22 protein-coding genes are annotated in these 19,897 nt (G+C 66.9%); 16 read left to right on the forward strand and 6 right to left on the reverse strand.

Translation table 11 applies throughout. The features are described 5' to 3' along the window. Nucleotides 1-124 precede the first annotated feature (124 nt). The 3 genes from ACL9RL_RS04930 to ACL9RL_RS04940 all read left to right on the forward strand — a co-directional run bounded on the left by ACL9RL_RS04930 (nucleotide 125) and on the right by ACL9RL_RS04940 (nucleotide 1,103). Nucleotides 125-319 (forward strand): helix-turn-helix domain-containing protein, encoded by a 195-nt coding sequence (locus ACL9RL_RS04930; RefSeq protein ID WP_422779096.1) that lies wholly within the window; start codon nucleotides 125-127, stop codon nucleotides 317-319. A 149-nt stretch (nucleotides 320-468) separates the two neighbouring features. Next, nucleotides 469-567, forward strand: coding sequence for a 30S ribosomal protein bS22 (locus tag ACL9RL_RS04935; protein WP_003792170.1), 99 nt, complete (start codon nucleotides 469-471; stop codon nucleotides 565-567). A 227-nt stretch (nucleotides 568-794) separates the two neighbouring features. Beyond that, complete coding sequence (locus ACL9RL_RS04940) at nucleotides 795-1,103, forward strand: hypothetical protein (protein WP_422779097.1); 309 nt, start codon at nucleotides 795-797, stop codon at nucleotides 1,101-1,103. A 27-nt stretch (nucleotides 1,104-1,130) separates the two neighbouring features. Here the strand turns inward: ACL9RL_RS04940 and ACL9RL_RS04945 are convergent, their stop codons facing one another. Beyond that, nucleotides 1,131-2,402: an ROK family protein gene (locus tag ACL9RL_RS04945; RefSeq protein ID WP_422779098.1), complete on the reverse strand. Its 1,272-nt coding sequence runs from the start codon at nucleotides 2,400-2,402 to the stop codon at nucleotides 1,131-1,133. Between the two features lie 132 nt (nucleotides 2,403-2,534). Here ACL9RL_RS04945 and ACL9RL_RS04950 point away from each other — a divergent pair, with 132 nt between their 5' ends. From ACL9RL_RS04950 to ACL9RL_RS04975, 6 genes are all read left to right on the forward strand, one after another. Further along, nucleotides 2,535-3,461, forward strand: a complete 927-nt coding sequence (locus ACL9RL_RS04950) for a dihydrodipicolinate synthase family protein (protein ID WP_422779099.1) — start codon at nucleotides 2,535-2,537, stop codon at nucleotides 3,459-3,461. A gap of 134 nt (nucleotides 3,462-3,595) precedes the next feature. After that, nucleotides 3,596-5,140, forward strand: a complete 1,545-nt coding sequence (locus ACL9RL_RS04955) for an ABC transporter substrate-binding protein (protein ID WP_422779100.1) — start codon at nucleotides 3,596-3,598, stop codon at nucleotides 5,138-5,140. Nucleotides 5,141-5,201: 61 nt separating this feature from the next. Continuing rightward, nucleotides 5,202-6,143 carry an ABC transporter permease gene (locus ACL9RL_RS04960; protein ID WP_422779101.1) on the forward strand — a complete coding sequence of 314 codons (942 nt, stop codon included), beginning with the start codon at nucleotides 5,202-5,204 and terminating at the stop codon, nucleotides 6,141-6,143. Then, nucleotides 6,140-8,023, forward strand: a complete 1,884-nt coding sequence (locus ACL9RL_RS04965; protein WP_422779102.1) for a dipeptide/oligopeptide/nickel ABC transporter permease/ATP-binding protein — start codon at nucleotides 6,140-6,142, stop codon at nucleotides 8,021-8,023. The genes ACL9RL_RS04960 and ACL9RL_RS04965 overlap by 4 nt, the downstream gene beginning before the upstream one ends. Further along, complete coding sequence (locus ACL9RL_RS04970; protein WP_422779103.1) at nucleotides 8,020-8,898, forward strand: ATP-binding cassette domain-containing protein; 879 nt, start codon at nucleotides 8,020-8,022, stop codon at nucleotides 8,896-8,898. Before ACL9RL_RS04965 ends, ACL9RL_RS04970 begins: the two co-directional genes overlap by 4 nt. After that, nucleotides 8,895-9,911 carry an aldo/keto reductase gene (locus tag ACL9RL_RS04975; RefSeq protein ID WP_422779104.1) on the forward strand — a complete coding sequence of 339 codons (1,017 nt, stop codon included), beginning with the start codon at nucleotides 8,895-8,897 and terminating at the stop codon, nucleotides 9,909-9,911. The genes ACL9RL_RS04970 and ACL9RL_RS04975 overlap by 4 nt, the downstream gene beginning before the upstream one ends. A 55-nt stretch (nucleotides 9,912-9,966) precedes the next feature. On the opposite strand, the gene ACL9RL_RS04980 is transcribed toward ACL9RL_RS04975, so the two are convergent. Beyond that, a complete protein-coding gene (locus ACL9RL_RS04980; RefSeq protein WP_422779105.1) occupies nucleotides 9,967-10,272 on the reverse strand; it encodes a helix-turn-helix domain-containing protein in 306 nt (101 codons plus the stop codon). Nucleotides 10,273-10,421: 149 nt separating this feature from the next. On the opposite strand from ACL9RL_RS04980, the gene ACL9RL_RS04985 reads away from it, so the two are divergent. Both ACL9RL_RS04985 and ACL9RL_RS04990 read left to right on the forward strand, forming a co-directional pair. Further along, nucleotides 10,422-10,685, forward strand: coding sequence for a glutaredoxin family protein (locus ACL9RL_RS04985; RefSeq protein WP_422779106.1), 264 nt, complete (start codon nucleotides 10,422-10,424; stop codon nucleotides 10,683-10,685). Next, nucleotides 10,682-10,990 (forward strand): Dabb family protein, encoded by a 309-nt coding sequence (locus ACL9RL_RS04990; protein ID WP_422779107.1) that lies wholly within the window; start codon nucleotides 10,682-10,684, stop codon nucleotides 10,988-10,990. Before ACL9RL_RS04985 ends, ACL9RL_RS04990 begins: the two co-directional genes overlap by 4 nt. Here ACL9RL_RS04990 and ACL9RL_RS04995 read toward each other — a convergent pair. The 3 genes from ACL9RL_RS04995 to aspS all read right to left on the reverse strand — a co-directional run bounded on the left by ACL9RL_RS04995 (nucleotide 10,955) and on the right by aspS (nucleotide 13,524). Continuing rightward, complete coding sequence (locus ACL9RL_RS04995; RefSeq protein ID WP_422779108.1) at nucleotides 10,955-11,791, reverse strand: putative protein N(5)-glutamine methyltransferase; 837 nt, start codon at nucleotides 11,789-11,791, stop codon at nucleotides 10,955-10,957. The two genes, ACL9RL_RS04990 and ACL9RL_RS04995, sit on opposite strands and share 36 nt — an antisense overlap. A 56-nt stretch (nucleotides 11,792-11,847) precedes the next feature. Then, complete coding sequence (locus ACL9RL_RS05000; protein WP_422779109.1) at nucleotides 11,848-12,030, reverse strand: YegP family protein; 183 nt, start codon at nucleotides 12,028-12,030, stop codon at nucleotides 11,848-11,850. Nucleotides 12,031-12,183: 153 nt separating this feature from the next. Then, a complete protein-coding gene (gene aspS, locus ACL9RL_RS05005; RefSeq protein WP_422779110.1) occupies nucleotides 12,184-13,524 on the reverse strand; it encodes an aspartate--tRNA(Asn) ligase in 1,341 nt (446 codons plus the stop codon). A 431-nt stretch (nucleotides 13,525-13,955) separates the two neighbouring features. On the opposite strand from aspS, the gene ACL9RL_RS05010 reads away from it, so the two are divergent. From ACL9RL_RS05010 to ccsB, 5 genes are read left to right on the forward strand one after another with little or no spacing between them, the layout of a single operon-like run. Further along, complete coding sequence (locus ACL9RL_RS05010; protein ID WP_422779111.1) at nucleotides 13,956-14,591, forward strand: histidine phosphatase family protein; 636 nt, start codon at nucleotides 13,956-13,958, stop codon at nucleotides 14,589-14,591. A 31-nt stretch (nucleotides 14,592-14,622) separates the two neighbouring features. Next, nucleotides 14,623-15,225 (forward strand): TlpA family protein disulfide reductase, encoded by a 603-nt coding sequence (locus ACL9RL_RS05015; RefSeq protein WP_422779112.1) that lies wholly within the window; start codon nucleotides 14,623-14,625, stop codon nucleotides 15,223-15,225. Next, entirely contained in the window at nucleotides 15,222-15,968 is a 747-nt protein-coding gene (locus ACL9RL_RS05020) for a cytochrome c biogenesis CcdA family protein (RefSeq protein ID WP_422779113.1), read from the forward strand. Before ACL9RL_RS05015 ends, ACL9RL_RS05020 begins: the two co-directional genes overlap by 4 nt. Beyond that, nucleotides 15,952-17,628 carry a cytochrome c biogenesis protein ResB gene (gene resB / locus ACL9RL_RS05025; RefSeq protein WP_422779114.1) on the forward strand — a complete coding sequence of 559 codons (1,677 nt, stop codon included), beginning with the start codon at nucleotides 15,952-15,954 and terminating at the stop codon, nucleotides 17,626-17,628. Before ACL9RL_RS05020 ends, resB begins: the two co-directional genes overlap by 17 nt. 53 nt (nucleotides 17,629-17,681) lie before the next feature. After that, nucleotides 17,682-18,656: a c-type cytochrome biogenesis protein CcsB gene (gene ccsB / locus ACL9RL_RS05030; protein WP_422779217.1), complete on the forward strand. Its 975-nt coding sequence runs from the start codon at nucleotides 17,682-17,684 to the stop codon at nucleotides 18,654-18,656. 135 nt (nucleotides 18,657-18,791) lie between these two features. On the opposite strand, the gene ACL9RL_RS05035 is transcribed toward ccsB, so the two are convergent. Beyond that, on the reverse strand, nucleotides 18,792-19,781 hold the full coding sequence (locus ACL9RL_RS05035) for a carbohydrate kinase family protein (RefSeq protein WP_422779115.1): 990 nt from the start codon (nucleotides 19,779-19,781) through the stop codon (nucleotides 18,792-18,794). Nucleotides 19,782-19,897: the final 116 nt, after the last annotated feature.

Raw genomic sequence — 19,897 nt, forward strand, 5'->3', positions numbered from 1 at the left:
TCGCGAGATGAGGCGGGGCAACGGGTGGTGCAAAGGGGATGTACAGGGAGTTGCGGCTGCCTCTAGAGTTGCGTGCAGCGCTCCTCTGGCGGAGCGCTGATCCAGGCCGATCCGGGAGGGTGTCATGTCGCAAGACCTGTCTGACGTGCGTTTCCTCACGGTGGCCGAAGTCGCCGACGTGATGCGCGTGTCCAAGATGACCGTGTATCGGATGGTGCACTCCGGCGAACTGCCTGCGATCCGGTTCGGCAAGTCGTTCCGCGTCCCGGAGACGGCGGTGCAAGCAGCGATGCAGCGTCCCGTTTCCGACGTCGGCTAGCTGGCCACGATCACTGATGGAGCGTCATTATCAGGCCGTGGCGAACGCCCGGTGAACGACGCGCCCGTCGGATCAGCTAGACTGTCCTGAGGCATCGATCTGTCGGCCGCGTTTCCTGCGGCCATACCCCCAATTTTGTGAGGTTATCCGTGGGTTCTGTTATCAAGAAGCGACGCAAGCGTATGGCGAAGAAGAAGCACCGCAAGCTGCTTCGCAAGACTCGCCACCAGCGTCGCAACAAGAAGTAGTCTGCTCGCTCGAGCCGATGCCCGGTCCAGCCGGGATCATCGGTGCGACGCAGCTTCTTGAGCGTTCTCCAGAAGCGCCGGTCCTCCGGGACCCGGCGCTTTTTGGTGTGCGGGCGCTGATTCTGGGTCCACCTCACAGGTGAGGTTGTGGACGAGTTCTCCACATGTCGGTGCGGGAGTGCCGGGTGGAGGCGTTCGGCGTCGTGGGGTGTGCGTAAGTTGCGGGCATGAGTCGTTCCGTCGAGATGGTCATCTGTCCAGAGTCCCGTGAAGTCGCGTACCGGGTGCCGTTCATCGTGGAACGAGACGATGCCCCGCGGTACCGCTTGCGCAACGTCGGCGTCGAGCCCGTGCACTGGGTTCGCGCCAGGCTGTTCGGGCCGGGGCTCATGACGCCCGTCGGTCCGTGCACTGTACCGGTCGGCTCCGCGCTCGAACTGCACGTCGTCGGCGCCGCGCTCGAGCGCCGCACGAGCGTGCAAGTGTCCTGGTTCAGACCGGATGGCGGTCAGTACCTGCTGCGGGTGACGTTCTGATGGCGTCGCTCGACGGCGAGCGCAGCGTCAGTGTTGTGCCTGCTGGAGTGCGAATCGGTGCTCATCGTCTGTGAGCTCTTCGGCGCAGAACAGTCTCTCCAACGCAAGCGCCAGTCCTCCGGCCGCACCGGACAGGTGTCCGTGGCGCGGTGCGCTGACCGTGAGATTGCGGGTCGCCAGCGGCAACGACCGCTGGTACACCACGCTGCGCACGCCTGCGAGGATGTCGTCGCTCACCGATGCGATCGATCCGCCCACGATGATTCTGGACGGGTTGAAGAAGTTGACCAGGCCGGCCGTCACCTCGCCGATCGCTCCTGCGGCGGTCCGAAGCAGCCGTACGGCGTCTGGTTCGCCTGCGCGGATAGCCGCCTCGAAGTCGTCGAGTGTTTCGCCGTCCGAATCGGGGCCTCTCAGTGCCGCGCGCGCCTGGACCAGGGACGTCGTCGACGCGATCGTGGCGAGGCAGCCGGTGTTGCCGCAGGTGCAGAGCGCATCACCGGCCTCGACGACCCTGATGTGGCCGAGGTCGCCAGCGGCGTCGTGGGCTCCTCGATAGAGCTCGCCGTCCGCCGTGACGATGCCGGCCTCGATGCCCGATGCCACCTTGATGTAGACGAGGGGGCTCTGGGAGCGGTCGATCGAACGTGCTTCGCCGAGTGCGCGCAAGCTCACGTCCTTCTCGACGATGACGGAGCAGCCGAGACCGGACTCGAATGCCGCGGCGAGATCGTAGGACTTCCAGCCGCTGAGGATGGGAGGGCGCGAAGCCTCGCCGCGACGGGCGTCGACCGGGCCGGGGACGCCGACGACGCAGATGCGAGGCGGGCCGAGATGCTCCGGTATGGCGTCGATCATCCTCGTGAAGGCGTTGAGTAGCACTGGGACGCTGTCTTCCGGTCCCGTGCTCAAGTCCACGGCGACGAACTCCAGGGCGACCGTGCGCTGATTGAGGTCGTAGATGCTGAGTCGGGTGGAGGCTATCCCGAGGTCTGCGACGAGGATCACCCCGTACCTCGCGTTGAGGATGAGTGAATCCGAGGGTCGTCCTCGGTTCTGGCCTGCGGCGTTCTGGATGGTGCGCAGTACTCCGCGGTCCTGCAGGAATTCGACCCCGGTGCTGACGGTCGTTCTCGAGAGTCCGGTGACACGGGCCAGGTCGGCGCGCGTCTCGGCATCCCCGCTTGCAATGAGGCGTGCGAACGTCGCACCGACGGTCTCGGTCCTGATGCGCGCGGAGAGGGCGTCTCTGCCCAATCGCACCCCGACCCTGCGTGGGTCGTCGTGAAGATCTCTCATGGATGACCACTCTACATTTATGCACGCAAAAAGCAAGATTAAGCACTTGCCGTACTGCTTTGAATCTTCTACGGTCATTCACATGTCGGTACGCGATCGTGTATTCGACAGGACACAACAGGAGGAATCTCGATGACGAGCGACAAACTGATGACCAACGCGGTTTGGCCCGTGATGCTGACACCGATGAACTGGGACCGCACGATCGACTGGGACGGGGTGGATCGGATCACCGACTGGTACATCGACGCGGGTTGCGAGGGCCTCTTCACGAACTCCCGGTCGAGCGAGGTCGAGTTCCTCACCCCTGAGGAACGGGTCGAACTCGCCGCCCGTGTGGTGAAGCGAGCTGCGGGACGTGCCGCGGTCGTCGCAACGGGGACGTTCGGGGAGACGGCGGAGCAGGAGATCGAATCGATCAAGCGCATCCACGACGTCGGTGCGGATGCCGTCATCATCCTCACGAACCACCTCGGCGACCAGGGGACGTCCGAGGCGCAGTGGACCGGGCAGCTCGAACGCATCGTGGACGGCACGGGCGACATCCCGCTCGGGTTCTACGAATGCCCGACGCCGTGGAAGCGTCTCGTCCCGGCCAACGTCTACGAATGGGCGGCGCACACCGGACGATTCGTCTTCCACAAGGACGTCAGTCACTCCGTGCCTGACATGGCGGCCAAACTCGCCGTGTCCGAGGGCACCCCGATGCGCCTCTACAACGGGCAGATCTCCTCCGTCATCGAGTCCATGCAGCTCGGCGGATCTGGGCACTCCGGATACGCTTCAAGTCTCTACCCCGAGCTGGTCGTCTGGCTGTGCGCCAACGGGACCCGCGATGACGAGCAGACCCGGCTCGTGCAGCGCCTGCTCACGGTTGCAGAACGCATGATCAACGTGAACTACCCGAGCTCGGCGAAGCAGTGGCTGTCGCACCGGGGAGAAGTGGAGATCACCCCGATCAGCCGGATGCCGCTCGCGAACGCACTCGACGACCACGGGTTCGCTCCACTGCAGAACATGACGGAGATCATCGAGTCATTGGACCTGCAGCTGGCCTGACCTGTTCGAGGTGCGTCGGCCATCCGCCCGAGGTCGACCGGCGCACCTCTGGAATCATCCGCAGCACCGAACCATCCCGACTGATACATCCCGCTGATACATTCCGCCCGATCCATCAAGACATAGGAGTCTTTATGTACCGCTTCACGAACCCGCCGCGAACAGGGGGTGCACGTCGACTGCTCGTCGCGGTCGTGGCGGCACTCGGTGTCGTCGCGCTGACCGCCTCGTGCGCAGGACCTGCGAAACCCGCCACGAAGACCTCCCTCACCCTCGCGGTTGGGCAGGACAACAACTCCTTCGATCCTGCCCTCCTCGAGAACGGCCATCGGGCGCAGTACTGGCTTCCGGTCTACGACACGCTCCTCACGATGGACAAGGACGCGACGATCCGACCAGGGCTCGCAACGAAGTGGGAGTACAACGCCGACAACACCGTCCTCACCCTCGATCTGCGGGATGATGTCACCTTCACCGACGGGACACCGTTCAACGCAGAAGCGGTCAAGGCCAACGTCGAGCACCTGAAGAATGGCACCGGCCAGAACAGCGTGATGGTCTCGACCGTCGCGGAGGTCGTGCCCGTCGACGAGTTCACGGCGGAGTTGCACCTCACCGAGCCGAATCCTGCCCTCCTGGCGTACCTGACGTTCGTCGGCGGAGCGATGGGCAGCCCCGCGGCGCTCGACGATCCGGCGATCGCGACGACCCCCGTCGGCTCCGGACCCTACGTGCTCGACACGGCGAACACCACTCAGGGCACGGCATACACGTACAAGCGGAACCCGGACTACTGGAACGCGAAGGCCTACCCGTACGACACGATCAAGCTCATGCCGATGGCAGAGGTCACCGCCCGCATGAACGCGTTGAAAGCCGGACAGGTCGACGGCGCCACCGGCTCGCCGGCGAGCGTCGCCGAAGCCAAGGCCGCGGGCCTCACCGTCTACCAGCAGCCCCTCGACCGGGAAGGACTGCTCCTCGTCGACCGTGCCGGGCAGGTGACCCCGGCGCTCGGCGACGTCCGCGTCCGTCAGGCGATCAACCACGCGATCGACACGGAGGGCATCCTCAAGAGCATCCAGCAGGGCTTCGGCACCGCGACCGACCAGGTGTTCAACACGACGAGCATCGCGCACGTCGACGTCCTCGACGACGTCTACGACTACGACCCCGCGAAAGCCAAGAAGCTCCTCGCGGAGGCCGGCTACCCCGACGGTTTCGACCTCCTCCTTCCGGAGAACGCCACTGTGGCGGCGAATCCGATCGTGGAGCAGCAGCTCGGCGAGGTCGGCATCCGCGTCACCTGGGACAAGGTCCCGAACGACTCCTGGGTCACCGGCATCCAGTCGGGCAAGTACTCGGCGTTCTGGATGCGTCTGACCGCTGGCGACCCCTGGTGGGATGTGCAGAAGAGCATCATCCCGGCCGGCGTGTGGAACGTCTTCGACAACCAGGACCCCGAGCTCGACGCCCTCATCGCCGATGCGAAGACCGCGACGGATCCCGACGACTACGCCGCCGCCCTGCAGAAGGTCAATACGTGGCTCACCGAGCAGGCGTGGTTCGCGCCCTGGTTCATCGCCGACGCGGTGTACTTCAGTGCGAAGGACGTCCAGGTGACGATGCACCCGCAGAACGTCGTCCCGTACCTCTGGGGCTACCAGCCGACGAAGTGATCGGATGCGCCCGGCACCGTCTCCCCTCTGGCGTGCCGGGCGCCACCGACGAAAGGGCATCATGATCCAGTTCATCGTCAAACGACTGCTCGCAGGGCTCGTCCTCGTGTTCGCCATCACCGCGCTCGTCTACGGGCTCATGAGCATCGCGAGCGGCAACATCGCCAGAACGCTGCTCGGCGAGTTCGCGACACCGGAGCAGCTCGCCGCGAAGGAGGCCGAGCTGGGCCTCGATCAACCGCTGCCGGTGCAGTACGGCACCTGGCTCGTCCATGCCCTGCAGGGTGATTTCGGCACTTCCTGGTTCACGGCTGAACCAGTCGCATCGGCTGTGCTCAATCGAATCTCCTTGACGCTCTCGATCGTCATCGCAGCGGTCATCGTCTCCACGATCATCAGCGTCACGCTCGGCGTCCTCGCCGCCGTCCGCCGGGGACGCGTCGACCGGACCGTGCAGGTCTTCTCGGTCGTGGGGGAGGCGTTCCCGAACTTCTGGATCGCACTCGTCCTCGTGAGCGTCTTCGCATTGGGCCTCGGCCTCTTCCCTCCGACCGGATACGTGCCGCCGTCGGAATCGTTCTTCGGCTGGATCGCGACCATCACCCTCCCGGTCGTCGCCCTCGTCATCGGTGGCATCGCCTCCACCGCCCAACAGGTGCGGAGCGCGGTCATCGACGTCCTCTCCAAGGATTACATCCGCACGCTCCGCGCGAGAGGCCTGTCCGAGCGGAGCGTGATCCTGAAGCACGCGCTCCGGAACGCCGCTCCGCCGGCGATCACGGTCCTGTCGCTGCAATTCATCGGCATGATCAGCGGCGCGATCATGATCGAGAAGGTGTTCGCGCTCCAGGGGCTCGGCACGCTCGCCGTGACGTCCGCGATCCGCGGCGACCTGCCCGTCATCATGGGCGTCATCGTCACGATGTCGATCCTCGTCGTCTCCATCAACCTGCTGGTCGACCTCGCCAACGGCTGGGTCAACCCGAAAGTGAGAGTCCAGTGACCGACACCGCCGTCGACGTCCGCACCGTGAGCCCGCGGGCGCCCCGCCAGGGCGTCGTCCATCGCCTCCTCCGCAACCCGCTGTTCGTGGTCCCCGCGATCGTGCTCTTCGCCATCGTGCTGGTGAGTGTCTTCGCCGGCGTCATCAGCCCCGCCAGTCCGACGCTCGCGCAGCTCGGCTCCGTCAACGCGCCTCCTGGGCCTGGCAACCTCCTCGGCGGAGACGGCGCTGGACGCGACGTCCTCAGCCGCCTCCTGTTCGCGGGCCGGCTGACGCTCCTCGGGGCGGCGACCACCGTCACGGTCGCGATCCTCCTCGGTGTCACGAGCGGGCTCGTCGCCGGGTACGTCGGTGGCTGGTTCGACCACGTCAGCGGCTGGGTCGCGAACCTCCTCATCGTGCTCCCGGGGACGATCGTGCTCGTCGCACTGTTCACCGTCGTCGGGCCCAACGTGATCCTCACGATGGTCATCCTCGGCTTTATGATGGCGCCGAACTTCTACCGGGTCGTCCGCACGCAGGTCATCGCGGTGAAGAACGAACTGTACGTCGACGCCGCGCGCGTCTCCGGACTGTCGGACGTCCGGATCGTCTCCCGCCACATCCTGTACGTGGTCCGAGCGCCCATCATCATCCTGGGCGCGACGATCGGCGGCGCCGCGATCGTGGTCCAGGCCGGGCTGGAGTTCCTCGGGCTCGGCGATCCCTCGACGCCGACGTGGGGCGGCATGCTCCTCGACGCCTTCAACAACCTCTACAACGGCCCGCACCTGCTGTGGCCCCCCGGGCTGATGATCGGCATCACCGCGATGTCGCTGCTCCTCATCGCGAACAGCGTGCGGGACGCGCTCGCCGGTTCGGACGGCGTCGGGCGCGGGCGTCGGGCGAAGCTCATGGCGACGACCGGTTCGACGGCGGCCGTGCGGACGGCAGCGGTGCCACCGGTGCAGGGCGGGGCAGGCGCCCCCGAAGCGCCCTCGGACGCGATCGACCCGGAGGCGTACCTGGACATCCGCGACCTCGCGGTCGCCTACGACGGCCCGGAGGGCGCCATCGAGGTCGTGCACGGTGTCGACCTGTCGCTCCGAAGCGGCGAGATCCTCGGACTCGTCGGTGAATCCGGCTCAGGGAAGACGCAGGTGTCGCTGTCCGTGCTCGGGCTCCTGCCCGCCGGTGGCCGCATCGTGACGGGAAGCATCGCCATCGGGGGCCGTGAACTCACAGGTCTCCCGGCCAAGCAGTTCAGGGCCCTCCGCGGATCCTCGATCGGCTACATCCCGCAGGAGCCGATGAGCAACCTCGACCCGTCCTTCACGATCGGATCACAGTTGTGCGAGCCCATGCGGTCCGCTCTTGGAGTCTCCAAGGACGTGGCGAAGCGGCGGTCGCTGGAACTGCTCGAACGCGTCGGCATCACCGATCCGCAACGCGTCTTCGACTCATACCCGCATCAGATCAGCGGCGGCATGGCGCAGCGCGTCCTCATCGCCGGCGCCGTGTCCTGCGATCCGGAGCTGCTCATCGCCGACGAGCCGACGACCGCGCTCGACGTCACAGTGCAGGCCGAGATCCTCGAACTCCTCCGCGATCTGCAGCGGGAGCGCGAGCTGACGGTGCTGCTCATCACACACAACTTCGGTGTCGTCGCCGACCTGTGCGACAGCGTCGCCGTGATGCGCGGCGGTGAGATCGTCGAGCACGGCTCGGTCTCGGACGTCCTCGCGAGACCACGTCATCCGTACACCAGAGCCCTGCTCGGCTCCGGGCTGGAGCACGCACCGCTGCGCGAGTACCGAGAACCGGTTCCGACGTCCGTCCAGATTCCGGTGTCTGCGGCCGCAGCCGCTCCGACGCTCGCCCACGAGGAGGGACGCGCATGACCGCGCCACTGCTGTCCATCACCGATCTCGTGGTCGAGTACCCGGGGAGGCGACGCACGTCGTTCCGCGCCCTGCACGGCGTCTCCCTTGACGTGCGGCCGGGCGAGACGATGGGGCTCGTCGGCGAGTCCGGGTCAGGCAAGACGACCCTCGGACGGGCGGTCCTCGGGCTCGCCCCGGTGTCCGGCGGCTCGATCACCTTCGACGGCGCCGACATCGGAACGGCGACGAAGCAGCAGCGCCGCCGCCTGAGCCGCGACATCCAAGTGGTCTTCCAGGACCCGTACACCTCGCTCAACCCGGCGATGCGCGTCGGCGACATCCTCGCGGAACCGTTGCTCGCCCAGGGGATCGGCCGTGGTGATGCCCGCGCCAGGGTCGCCGAACTGCTCGGGCAGGTGAACCTTCCGCTCGATGCCGCCGATCGGTTCTCCGGCGAGTTCTCCGGGGGTCAGCGGCAGCGCGTGGCGATCGCCCGCGCCCTCGCGATCGACCCGCGCCTCATCGTGTGCGATGAACCGGTGAGTGCCCTCGACCTGACGACGCAGGCGCGCGTCCTGGAACTGTTCGCGGAGATCCAGGAGCGGACGGGCGTCGCCTACCTCTTCGTGTCGCACGATCTCGCCGTCATCCGAGCCATCAGCCATCGCGTCGCCGTGATGTACCGGGGGCGGATCGTCGAACAGGGATCCGTCGCCGACGTCACCGAGCGGCCTCAGGATCCGTACACACGCTCGCTCCTGCTCGCCGCGCCGGTTCCGGACCCCGGCGAGCAGCGTGAGCGACGGTTGGCTCGCCTCGCCGCCTCAGCCGCGGCACGCGTCGACGACACGACACCCTCCACCGATCCGATGACCGCAGAGGCCGCGCGATGACCGACTTCCCTTCCCCCGCCCGCTACGACGGCGCCGTCTACCGACGCGTGGGCGCCAGCGGTCTCCGGCTCCCGCCCATCTCGTTGGGGCTGTGGCAGAACTTCGGTGACGAGCGACCGGCCGAGCAGCGGAATGCGATTCTCCGCCGCGCTTTCGATCGCGGGGTGACCCACTTCGACCTGGCCAACAACAACGGCACGCCGTACGGATCCGCGGAGCGCAACCTGGGCCAGGCGTTGCGCGGCGACTTCCGTGGTCTTCGAGACGAACTCGTGCTCTCCACCAAGGCCGGCTACGACATGTGGCCGGGACCGTACGGCGACGGTGGATCGCGCACGTACCTGCTCTCGAGCCTCGACCAGTCGTTGTCGCGGCTCGGCGTGGATCACGTCGACCTCTTCTACAGCCATCGCCCGGATCCGGAGACGCCGATCGAAGAGACGATGGGCGCCCTGCAATCGGCCGTCCAAGCTGGCAAAGCCAGGTACGTCGGCATCTCCAACTACGATGCCGTGCAGACCGAAGCCGCTCTCGCCGCGATGTCCCGGCTGGGCGGAACGCTCATCGCCCATCAGCCGTCGTACTCGATGCTGAACCGTTGGATCGAGGACGGACCCGACAGCCTGTTGTCGCTGGCGAGGAGGAACGGATTGGGGATCATCGCGTTCTCGCCGCTCAACCAGGGGGTGTTGACCGGTCGTTACCTCAACGGAGTGCCGAGCGATTCGCGTGCGGCGAGAAGGCAGACGCTCTCCGCCGACGCCCTCGACGACGGGACGCTTCGCGCAGTGCGCTCGCTCAACGATCTGGCGGTGGAGCGGGGGCAGACACTGGCCCAGATGTCGTTGGCCTGGGTGCTGCGTGACGCGACGGTCGCCACCGCGCTCGTCGGAGCATCGAGTGTCGAGCAGCTCGACGGCAACCTCGACGCGCTCGCCGGACCGCGATTCGATGTGGGGGAACTCATCGCGATCGAGCGGATCCTCGATGAGCTCAGTCTGCAACGTCGGTGATCTGACGCACCGCTGGAGGGGTTCGTGCGTGGCGCCGTGGAGTCGATGTCCGGCGTCAGTTCCGCTCGTCGCGCGCTTTGCGCTCGGCCAACAGATCCTTCGCGGTCAGCTTGTGGGTGCGGCCCGGATACATGTCGGCGTTCAGCCCCTGCACGAACTGTGCGGCGTCGAGGTCCATCGCGCTGCTCAACCGGACGAGGGTCTCGACGCTCGGGTGCACCTGGCCGCGCTCGATCTTGCCGATGTTGGTCCAGTGCATCTCTGCGAGCGCACCGAGGTCTTCGAGCGTGAGCTCCCGCTTGAGGCGGGCTGCGCGCAGGCGTTCCCCGAGGATCTTCGCTGCTTCTGAATGTTCGGCCACCACCTATGACTACGCGCCTCACTCAGTCGCATCCAGAGTTTTCCCAACACATGTATACAACACCTGTGCAGATAAGCATCACCGATTCCGACCGGTGCGACGGGCCACCAAGGGGAGTGCGCACGTCGCGCGACGAATAGGCTGGAGGGGTGACGAGCCTGCAATTGACCCTCATCGGGAAGCCCGACTGCCACCTGTGCGAAGACGCGCACGCCGTGGTGACGGGCGTCATCGACTCCCTCCCGGCCGGATCGCCGGAGATCGCGCTCGACGAGGTGTCCATCCTCGATGATGCGGAGCTCTACGAGCGCCACTGGGAGGAGATCCCCGTGCTGCTCATCAACGGCAAGGTCCACAACTACTGGCGCATCGATCCCGACCGCCTCCGAACCGCCATCCTGGAGCAGAGATGACCATCCGCCACATCGTCAGCTGGAAGCTGAACGCCACCGACGACGCCGCACGCGACGCGTCATTCACCGTCCTCCAGAGCGAGCTCGAAGCCCTTGCTGGCGTGATGCCCGACGACATCATCAGCCTGCAGGTCGGCCGCAACATCGCCTACCCGGAGAGCAACTGGGACGTCGTCCTCGTCGGAGACTACCCGAGCCTCGAAGCGCTCGAGCGGTACCAGGTGCACCTGGAGCACCAGCGCGTCGTCGCGATCGTGAAACAGCACGTCTCAGCGCGCGCCGCCGTCGACTTCCAGCTCGACTGAGTCAGCGGCACGCTGACCGACGACGGCCGTCCCGTCGACCTCCTCGGAACGGACGATCGATGCCGTCAGCCCGGCGGCGCGGAACAGCCCTGCGGTCCGCTCGGCCTGCTCCACGCTGGTCTCCACGATGAGCCAACCACCGCGTCGCAACCACCGGGCGGCGCCATCGGCGACCCGCCGGTGCAGGTCGAGTCCGTCGACGCCGCCGTCGAGCGCGACCGTCGCCTCGTGCTCCCTGGCCTCCGGCGGCATGAGCGCGATCGCGTCGGTCGGCACGTAGGGCGTGTTCGCGACGATCACGTCGACGCGGTCGAGCAGGGACGACGGCAGCGCCTGGAAGAGGTCGCCGGCGAGCACGATGCCGCCGTGCGGCTCCAGATTTCGCCTCGCGCTGGCAACGGCGGCCGGATCGATGTCCGCCGCGTAGACGTTCGCGTCATCGAGCTCGTGCAGCAGTGCCGTGCCGACCGCGCCGGTCCCGCAGCAGAGGTCGACGATCGTCGCGCGCCGGCCCGCTACACGCACCGCTTGCTCGACGAGCAGTTCTGTCCGTCGGCGCGGGACGAACACACGCGGGTCGACTTCGATGCGGAGGCCGCGGAACGCCGCCCAGCCGAGCACATGCTCCAGCGGCAGCCCGGCCACCCTGGCGGCCGTCATCGTTTCGAGCTGCTCAGGCGAATGCGCCTCGGCGAGCAGCAACTCCGCCTCGTCCTCAGCGAAGACGCACCCGGCACGGCGAAGCCGATCGATGAGCGCGCTGCGGTCCCCGGAGCCCGGAGTATGCCCGGACCCGGGCATACTCCCGGAGCCCCGAGAGCCTCCGGACGCCGCGGGTGTCGTTCTCGTGTCTCGGCTCAGGCGTCGCGCTCGACGATCTCCGCGTCAGCGGCGTTCTTCCGCACGGATTCGATGCCCTTGAGCGCGCTCGCCTTCGCGACGTAGCCCTCGGAACTGGCGATGACCTCGCCGTTCGCGGCCTTGAGGTTGAAGCGGTACTGCCCGCTCTTGTCCTGGAACACTTCGAACTTGCCAGCCATCTGCACGTCTCCTCAGTTGCACCACCGCGACCCCCGGACGGCGTCGTCTGGACTCAATATAGGGCTGGCGCGACAGATGCACTAGACCCCCGACATCCATCGGATATCGGGGGTCTAGTGAGGCTGGGACGGCGGGCCGTCCGGAAGCGGATGTTACGGCGCGAGACGCGTCGGGCCGCGGAAGAGGTACGTGACCTCGCGGATCGACGTCTCGTGCAGCATAAGCATCAGCACACGGGCGAGGCCCATGCCGAAACCACCGTGCGGCGGGACGCCGTAGCGGAAGAAGTCGAGGTAGAAGCCGAGCTCCTCTGGGTCGAGACCCTTCTCCTTGGCCTGCTCGATGAGCACGTCGACGCGGTGCTCACGCTGCGCGCCGGTCGAGATCTCCACACCGTTGAAGATGAGGTCGTAGCTGTTGGTCAGCTCCGCGTCCTCCTCATTGCGCATGTGGTAGAACGGCCGGATGCTCGACGCGTAGTCGGTGAGGAACACGAACTCGTGTCCGAAGGTCTCCTTGACGTACGCCGCGATCTGGCGCTCGCCCTCAGGGTCCATGTCGTCGTCCGCGCGGGGCACTTCGTAGCCGCGCTCTGCGACGATGCGCTTCGCCTCGGCGAGGGGGATGCGGGGGAACGGCGTCGACGGAACCTCGAGGTCGATGTCGAACAGTTCCTTGATCTGCTCGCCGTGCTTCTCCTTGACGGCCGTGAACCCGGCGACGAGGAGTTCCTCGTGCAGCGTCATGACGTCCTCGTGGGAGTCGATCCAGCTGATCTCGGCGTCGACGCTCGTGAACTCGGTCGCGTGGCGGCTCGTGAACGACGGGTCTGCACGGAATGCTGGGCCCACTTCGAAGACCTTGCCGAAGCCGGCCGGCTGCGCCATCTGCTTGAAGAACTGCGGGCTCTGCGCGAGGTACGCCTTCGTGTCGAAGTACTCGACCTCGAAGAGTTCCGCACGGGACTCGCTCGCGCTCGCCATGAGCTTGGGCGTGTGGATCTCGATGAAGTCGTTGTCGATCCAGTACTGGCGGAGCGCGTGCTCGAACGTGGTCTGGATGCGGAAGATGAGCGCCTGCTTCGGCTGACGCAGGTCGAGGAAGCGCCAGTCCATGCGCTTGTCGAGCGAGGAGTCGGCTGCGATGGGCGTCTCGGGGAGCGCCTCTCCGACGATCTCGAGCGTCGCGAGCTTGACCTCGATGCCGCCGAGCTTCACGCGCTCGTCGTGCTTGAGTTCGCCGGTGACGGTGATGAAGGAGCCGTTCGCGAGTGCGGAGATTGCCTCCGTGGTTGCGACGCGCTCTGCAGAGCCCTCGACCTCCGGGTCGACCTCGCGGGTCGCCGGGTTCACCAGCTGGACGGCGCCGGACTCGTCACGGAGGACGATGAACTGCACCTTCTTCTGATCGCGGACGGTCTCGACCCATCCGGACACGGTCACGGGACCGTCTGGGAGGGCGGCCAGGTTCTTCACAACTACGCGTTCAGTCACCTGGACAGCTTAGCCGTGCCGCGTCCATGCCACTTCTGACGGCCGAAGTCGCCAGCCGGGGCCGTGGTCCCATCGCGCATAACTCCTTCAATTCGGAGGCCGTCCCGGAGACATCCGCGGAATTCCGGGGACGCGGCTGGCGGCCGCGACGAATTGAAGGAGTTATGCGCGATGCTGCGGGGAGGAAGTGGACGGGATGCGGAGGGGAAGTGGAGAGGTAGCGGAGAGGGAAGGGGATGCGGACGGGATGCGGAGAGGATGCGGGCGGGATGCGGGCGGGAGGCGGGGGGGGATGTGGAGAGGTAGCGGAGGGGATGCGGAGCACAGAGGCAGGGAGCGGAGCGCGAGAGCGGGGCGGCCGACTTCGGCATGTCCGGGCCCGGAAGGCGATCTCGGCGAATCCGCAGTGAATCGAAACGTACACTTGAGGGGTGGTAGCCGACCAAATCCATCTCGTGCGTCACGGCGAAGTACACAATCCTTCTCGTGTGCTCTACGGCCGACTCCCCGCATTCCGGCTGTCCGAGCTCGGTCAGCGGATGGCCGCAGCCGCCGCAGACGACCTCGCGGCCCGCGGGCGCCCCGTCTCCGCACTCTACGCATCGCCGCTGCAGCGTGCGCAGGAGTCAGCTGCCCCCATCGCGACGCGCTTCGGTCTGGAGATCATCCCGGAGGACCGCGTCATCGAACCGTTCAACGAGTTCGAGGGCAAGCGCATGAGCCGTGCCCTGCGCAACCCGCTCAACTGGCCGAAGCTGCGCAACCCGTCGAAGCCGAGCTGGGGCGAGCCGTACGCGTCGATCGTCAACCGGATGACCGCGGCCGTCGAGAGCGCCTGGCGCGCGACCGACAGCGGCGACGCCGTCATCGTGAGCCACCAGCTGCCCATCTGGATGATGCACAGCTCCGTCGAAGGCCTCCAGCTCCGTCACGACCCGCGCAAGCGCCGCTGCGCACTGTCGAGCATCACCACGTTCGAACGCACCACGGACGGCTTCATCGAAGTCGGCTACACCGATCCGGCCGCGGCACTCGCCGTCGGCTCGACCGATGTCGGGGCGGTGTGACGTGGCCAGACTCACGTTCCAGGGAACCACTATGAAACGCCGCATCCTCGCCGCCATCGCCCCGCTCGCCATCGCGGGCCTCCTGCTGACCGCGTGCAGCAACGATCCGCTCGCCGAGCAGTACCGGGAGGGAAGCAACAAGGGCTACGTCGCCGGTGACGGCAGCGTCACGGAGATCAAGGCGGCCGACCGCGGCGCATCGATCACCTTCTCCGGCACGGGCGAGAACGGCGAGAAGATCTCGTCCTCCGACTACGCCGGCCAGGTCCTGGTGGTCAACTTCTGGTACGCGGCCTGCGCCCCGTGCCGCGCAGAAGCCCCTGACCTGCAGGCGCTCAACGCCAGCTACACGGGCAAGGGCGCGAGCTTCGTCGGGGTGAACGTCCGCGACACCGCCGACACGGCTCGTGCGTTCAACACGACCTACGACATCACCTACCCGTCGATCCTCGACGTCGACAGCGGCGAGGCGAAGCTCGCCTTCACCGGCAGCGTCCCGCCCAACGCCGTCCCCACCACCATCGTCCTCGACGCGCAGGGCCGGGTCGCTGCCCGGATCCTCGGCCAGCTGCAGGACCGCACGATCCTCGACACCCTCATCAGGGACACCGTCGCCGAGAGCGCGAACAAGTGACGCCCGGCGACATCGTCTACGGCGGCCAGCTGCTCGTCGCGATCCCCATCGCACTCGCAGCCGGTCTGCTGTCGTTCCTGTCGCCGTGCGTCCTCCCGCTCGTCCCCGGTTACCTCGGTTACGTCGGAGGCATGACCTCTGCCGATGCTGCGCGCACGTGGGCCGGGCGTCGTCGCGTCCTCCTCGGGGTGAGCCTGTTCATCCTCGGCTTCACGGTCGTCTTCGTGGGCATCGCGGCGTTCGTCGGCACGGTCGGCGCGTGGCTCGTTGAGTGGGAGGGCGTCATCACCCGCGTCCTCGGTGCCGTGGTGATCCTCATGGGGCTCATCTTCATCGGGCAGCTGACCTTCCTGCAGCGGTCGTTCAAACCGTCGTGGGCGCCGAAGACCGGTCTCGCCGGTGCGCCGCTGCTCGGCATCGTCTTCGCCGTCGGGTGGACGCCGTGCCTCGGCCCGACACTCACCGCCATCAGTGCGCTCAGCCTCTCCGGCGGTTCGGCGTGGCGTGGCGCACTGCTCGGCCTGTTCTACTGCATCGGCCTCGGAATCCCGTTCCTGCTCGTGGCCCTCGGCCTCGGCTGGGTGACCGGGTCGATGACATTCCTCAAACGGCATATTCGCGCGATCAACATCGTCGGCGGAGTGCTGCTCATCCTGATCGGTGTATTGATGGTTTCTGGTCTCTGGTCCGCCTGGATGTATTCGCTGCAGGGGGTGTTGACGCAAATTGTCACGCCCCTCTGATCACATCGACTCACCGGCACCCGACACGATCAACCAGCCGAAGCTTGGCTTCGTCGGTTGGCTGCGGTTCATCTGGCGGCAGATCACGAGCATGCGCACGGCGCTGTTCCTGCTCCTGCTGCTCGCGATCGCGGCGATCCCCGGTTCGCTGGTCCCGCAGCGGTCGAGCGACCCCAACGGTGTCACGCAGTACTTCGCGGACAACCCGGATCTCGCACCGATCCTGGACAAGGTGCAGCTGTTCGACGTCTACAGCTCCGCGTGGTTCTCGGCCATCTACATCCTGCTGTTCGTCTCGCTCATCGGCTGTGTCGTGCCGCGCACGAAGCACCACTTCCAGGCGCTCCGCTCGCGTCCGCCGAGGACGCCTGCGCGTCTGGAGCGCCTCGCGGCCTTCGAGTCGCGGACGGTCGCGGCCGACGCCACGCCGACCGAGCTCATCGACTCGGCCACGAAGCAGCTGCGCCGCCAGGGCTACCGCGTCGAGCGGTTCGAAGCGAAGGGGACGGAATCCGTTTCTGCCGAGCGCGGCTTTATGCGTGAGACCGGCAACCTCGTGTTCCACTCCGCGCTCGTCGGCATCCTCATCACGGTCGGGTTCGGCGGCGGATTCGGGTTCGCCGGACAGCGCGTCCTCGTGGAGGGCCAGACGTTCGTCAACAGCCTCATCGACTTCGACTCCTTCAACCCCGGCCGGTTCTTCGACCCGAGCTCGCTCGAGCCGTACAAGCTCACACTCGACAAGTTCGGTGTGACCTACGAGACGAAGAACCTGAACGCCTACGGCCAGGCGATCGACTACCGTGCGGAGGTCACGGCGACCGACCCGCACGGGGAATCCCGTCAGGCGACCATCAAGGTCAACGACCCGCTGCGCTTCGCCGGCACGGACGTCTACCTGCTCGGCAACGGCTACGCGCCGACGATCACGGTGAAGAACCCGAAGGGAGAGGTCGTCTTCAGCGACTCGATCCCGTTCCTCCCGCAGGACGCGCAGCTCACCTCCCTCGGTGTGGTGAAGGTGCCGGACGGCCTCGCGAAGCAGATCGGCATGATCGGGTTCTTCTACCCGACCCAGGCCGCGTCGAAGGCGCCGTTCTTCTCCTCCTACCCGGACCTCGCGTACCCCCTCCTGACGCTCAACGTGTACGAGGGCGACCTCGGCATCAACGCCGGTGTCCCCAAGTCGGTGTACGCGCTGAACGTCGACAAGATGAAGCAGATCACGGGCGGATCCACGGGCGTCGACTCGATCGAGCTGGCCCCCGGGCAGAGCTCAGAGCTGCCGAACGGCCTCGGCTCGGTGACGTTCGAGAACGTCGCGAAGCACCCGTCCACCGAGAACTACGCCGGCTCGGTCAAACGGTTCGCCTCGTTCGACGTGCACCACGACCCGACGCAGGTGTGGGTGCTCGTGTTCGCGCTCCTCGCCCTCGGCGGCCTCATCACCTCGCTGCTCGTCGCCCGCCGGCGGGTGTGGGTCAAGGCGATCCCGGGCGAGGACGGCACCGTCACGTTGCAGTACGCGGGTCTCGCGAGAGGCGAGGACCCCGGCCTCGAACGGGCGGTGGCAGCCCTCGCGGAGGCCCATGCCCCCGCTGTCGAGGAGCCCGAAACACCAGACCAAGCACCAACCACCGGAGGTAGTGTTAAACCGTGACTCTCGTCGAAATCTCGAACCTCTGCCTGTGGTCGGCCGTAGCCGTCTACGCGATGGCGTTCATCGCGTTCTCGTTCGACCTCGCGCGGAGGAGCGCTGAGGTCACCGCCGCCGCGGATGCCGCTGCGGCAGCCGAATCCGGCGCCGGCGCCTCGGTCGCCGGCGGGACCGCCGCAGCTGCAGCCGTTGCCGGTTCCCCGGCAGGCGCGCGTTCCACAACGCTCACGAAGGCTCGTCGCGGCGAGGACGAACCGCCGGCGCCCGTGCGCAAGTCGCCCAGCCTGCGCGTCGGCGTCGCCCTCACCGTCATCGCGTTCCTGCTGCACCTGACCGCGGACGTGACCCGCGGCATCGCGGCCGGTCGTGTGCCGTGGGCCAACATGTACGAGTTCGCCATGACGGGCACGCTGCTCATCATCGCGGTGTTCCTCGCGGTCCTCACACGCGTCGACGTCCGCTTCCTCGGGACGTTCATCGTCGGCCTCGTGACGGTGCTGCTCGGCCTGGCCACCGCCAACTTCTACGTCGAGGTCGTTCCGCTTCCGCCGGCGCTGCAGTCCGCCTGGCTCGTCATCCACGTCTTCGTCGCCAGCCTCGGCACCGCGTTCTTCGCGATCGGCTTCGCCCTGTCCGTCGTGCAGCTGTTGCAGCAGCGTCGTGAGCGCCTGGCGTTCACCGGCGTGGCCACGAAGCTGAAGTTCGTGCAGACGCTGCCGACGGCCGAGCGCCTCGAGAACCTCGCGTACCGCATCAACATCGTCGGCTTCATCTTCTGGACGTTCACGCTCATGGCAGGCGCCATCTGGGCCGAGCGCGCCTGGGGCCGCTACTGGGGTTGGGACACCAAGGAAGTCTGGACGTTCATCATCTGGGTGATCTACGCCGGCTACATCCACGCCCGTGCAACGCGCGGATGGCGCGGATCGCGTGCTGCGACGCTCGCGATCGTCGGGTTCACGGCAGTGATGTTCAACTTCACCGTAGTCAACGTCTTCTTCAAGGGTCTGCACGCCTACAGCGGCCTCTGATCTGCCTCGGCTTCTGATCCGCAGCGGCCTCTGATCCGCGCCGCAGCCTCATCGTGCTGCCTCGCGGAATTCAGGAACATTTGCGCGATTCAGGACGATTCGCCCGGAAAACGGGCCGGATCGTCCTGAATTGCGTTAAACGTCCTGAATTGTGGAAGAGGAAGCGGGGGAGGAAGCGGGAGCGGAGGAGCGGGCGGCGTCGAGCTCGGACCGCGATGGCGGATTGGCGCCTGCACGGGAGACGGTGATGGCGGCTGCGGCCGCCGCGTAGCCGAGGAGCGAGCTCAGTTGCGCTGGCGAGATCGCATGCAGGGCATCCCGCGACGACGGACCGTCCAGACCGTTGTCGACGACCCAGCCCAGCATCGCCGCCATAAACGAATCGCCGGCGCCGACCGTGTCGACCAGTTCGGCACGCACGGACGGGACCGACACGGCACCGCTCGCGGCGACGGCGTAGCCGCCCTCCGAACCGCGAGTGACGGCGACGACGGCCGGCCCGAGCGCCAACCACGCCGCAGCCGTCTCCTCGATCGTCCGACCCGGATACAGCCACAGCAGGTCCTCATCCGACGCCTTGACCACATCGCTCACCGCGACGAAGGCCTCCGCCTGCGCGACCGCGTAGGCGACATCGCCGACGATCGTCGGACGGGCGTTGGGGTCGAAGGTGATCGTCGACTCCGGTCGGAGACGGGTCACCAGATCGAGGACCGTCGTCGCGCCCGGCTGCAGGGTCGTCGCGATCGAACCGATGTGCGCGAGCGACGGCGATGACGCGGGATCGTGCGCACCGGCCGAAGCCGCCGCCAGCGCCGCGGTGATCTCGTCCACCGTGGGCAGCGACCAGTCGAGATCGAAGTCGTAGCTCGCAGCCCCGCGCTCATCGAGAGTGACCGTCGCGACGCTCGTCCGGCCGTCGTCCGGCGGGAGCACGGGTGTGACGCCGTCCGCGGCGAGGTGAGCCGCGATCTGCTCGCCGTACGCATCCCGTCCGAATCGCGACACGAAGTCGGTCCGATGCCCGAGCCGTGCCAGGCCGATCGCGACGTTGAGCGGACTGCCGCCGACGTGAGGCGTCCCTGCGACGAGATCGATGAGGGATTCTCCGATGACGGTGATCATGTCTGCTTTCGGGTCGGGGCCCTTCGACAGGCTCAGGGACCGGGGCTTCAGGGACCGAGGGCGGGACGCACGAAGCGGCCCTCGATCAGCTTAGGGATCGAGAGCCGCTTGCGCAC

Origin of the sequence: Plantibacter sp. Mn2098, assembly GCF_049319745.1 — a bacterium.
Taxonomy (GTDB): Bacteria; Actinomycetota; Actinomycetes; order Actinomycetales; family Microbacteriaceae; genus Plantibacter.

Bases quoted from the DNA above. Each gene is read 5' to 3' on its own strand.
- ACL9RL_RS04930 (WP_422779096.1), top strand. From the start codon at position 125: ATGTCGCAAGACCTGTCTGACGTGCGTTTCCTCACGGTGGCCGAAGTC.
- ACL9RL_RS04940 (WP_422779097.1), top strand. From the start codon at position 795: ATGAGTCGTTCCGTCGAGATGGTCATCTGTCCAGAGTCCCGTGAAGTC.
- ACL9RL_RS04945 (WP_422779098.1), bottom strand. From the start codon at position 2,402: ATGAGAGATCTTCACGACGACCCACGCAGGGTCGGGGTGCGATTGGGC.
- ACL9RL_RS04950 (WP_422779099.1), top strand. From the start codon at position 2,535: ATGACGAGCGACAAACTGATGACCAACGCGGTTTGGCCCGTGATGCTG.
- ACL9RL_RS04955 (WP_422779100.1), top strand. From the start codon at position 3,596: ATGTACCGCTTCACGAACCCGCCGCGAACAGGGGGTGCACGTCGACTG.
- ACL9RL_RS04960 (WP_422779101.1), top strand. From the start codon at position 5,202: ATGATCCAGTTCATCGTCAAACGACTGCTCGCAGGGCTCGTCCTCGTG.
- ACL9RL_RS04970 (WP_422779103.1), top strand. From the start codon at position 8,020: ATGACCGCGCCACTGCTGTCCATCACCGATCTCGTGGTCGAGTACCCG.
- ACL9RL_RS04975 (WP_422779104.1), top strand. From the start codon at position 8,895: ATGACCGACTTCCCTTCCCCCGCCCGCTACGACGGCGCCGTCTACCGA.
- ACL9RL_RS04990 (WP_422779107.1), top strand. From the start codon at position 10,682: ATGACCATCCGCCACATCGTCAGCTGGAAGCTGAACGCCACCGACGAC.
- ACL9RL_RS04995 (WP_422779108.1), bottom strand. From the start codon at position 11,791: ATGCCCGGGTCCGGGCATACTCCGGGCTCCGGGGACCGCAGCGCGCTC.
- ACL9RL_RS05000 (WP_422779109.1), bottom strand. From the start codon at position 12,030: ATGGCTGGCAAGTTCGAAGTGTTCCAGGACAAGAGCGGGCAGTACCGC.
- ACL9RL_RS05015 (WP_422779112.1), top strand. From the start codon at position 14,623: ATGAAACGCCGCATCCTCGCCGCCATCGCCCCGCTCGCCATCGCGGGC.
- ccsB (WP_422779217.1), top strand. From the start codon at position 17,682: ATGGCGTTCATCGCGTTCTCGTTCGACCTCGCGCGGAGGAGCGCTGAG.
- ACL9RL_RS05035 (WP_422779115.1), bottom strand. From the start codon at position 19,781: ATGATCACCGTCATCGGAGAATCCCTCATCGATCTCGTCGCAGGGACG.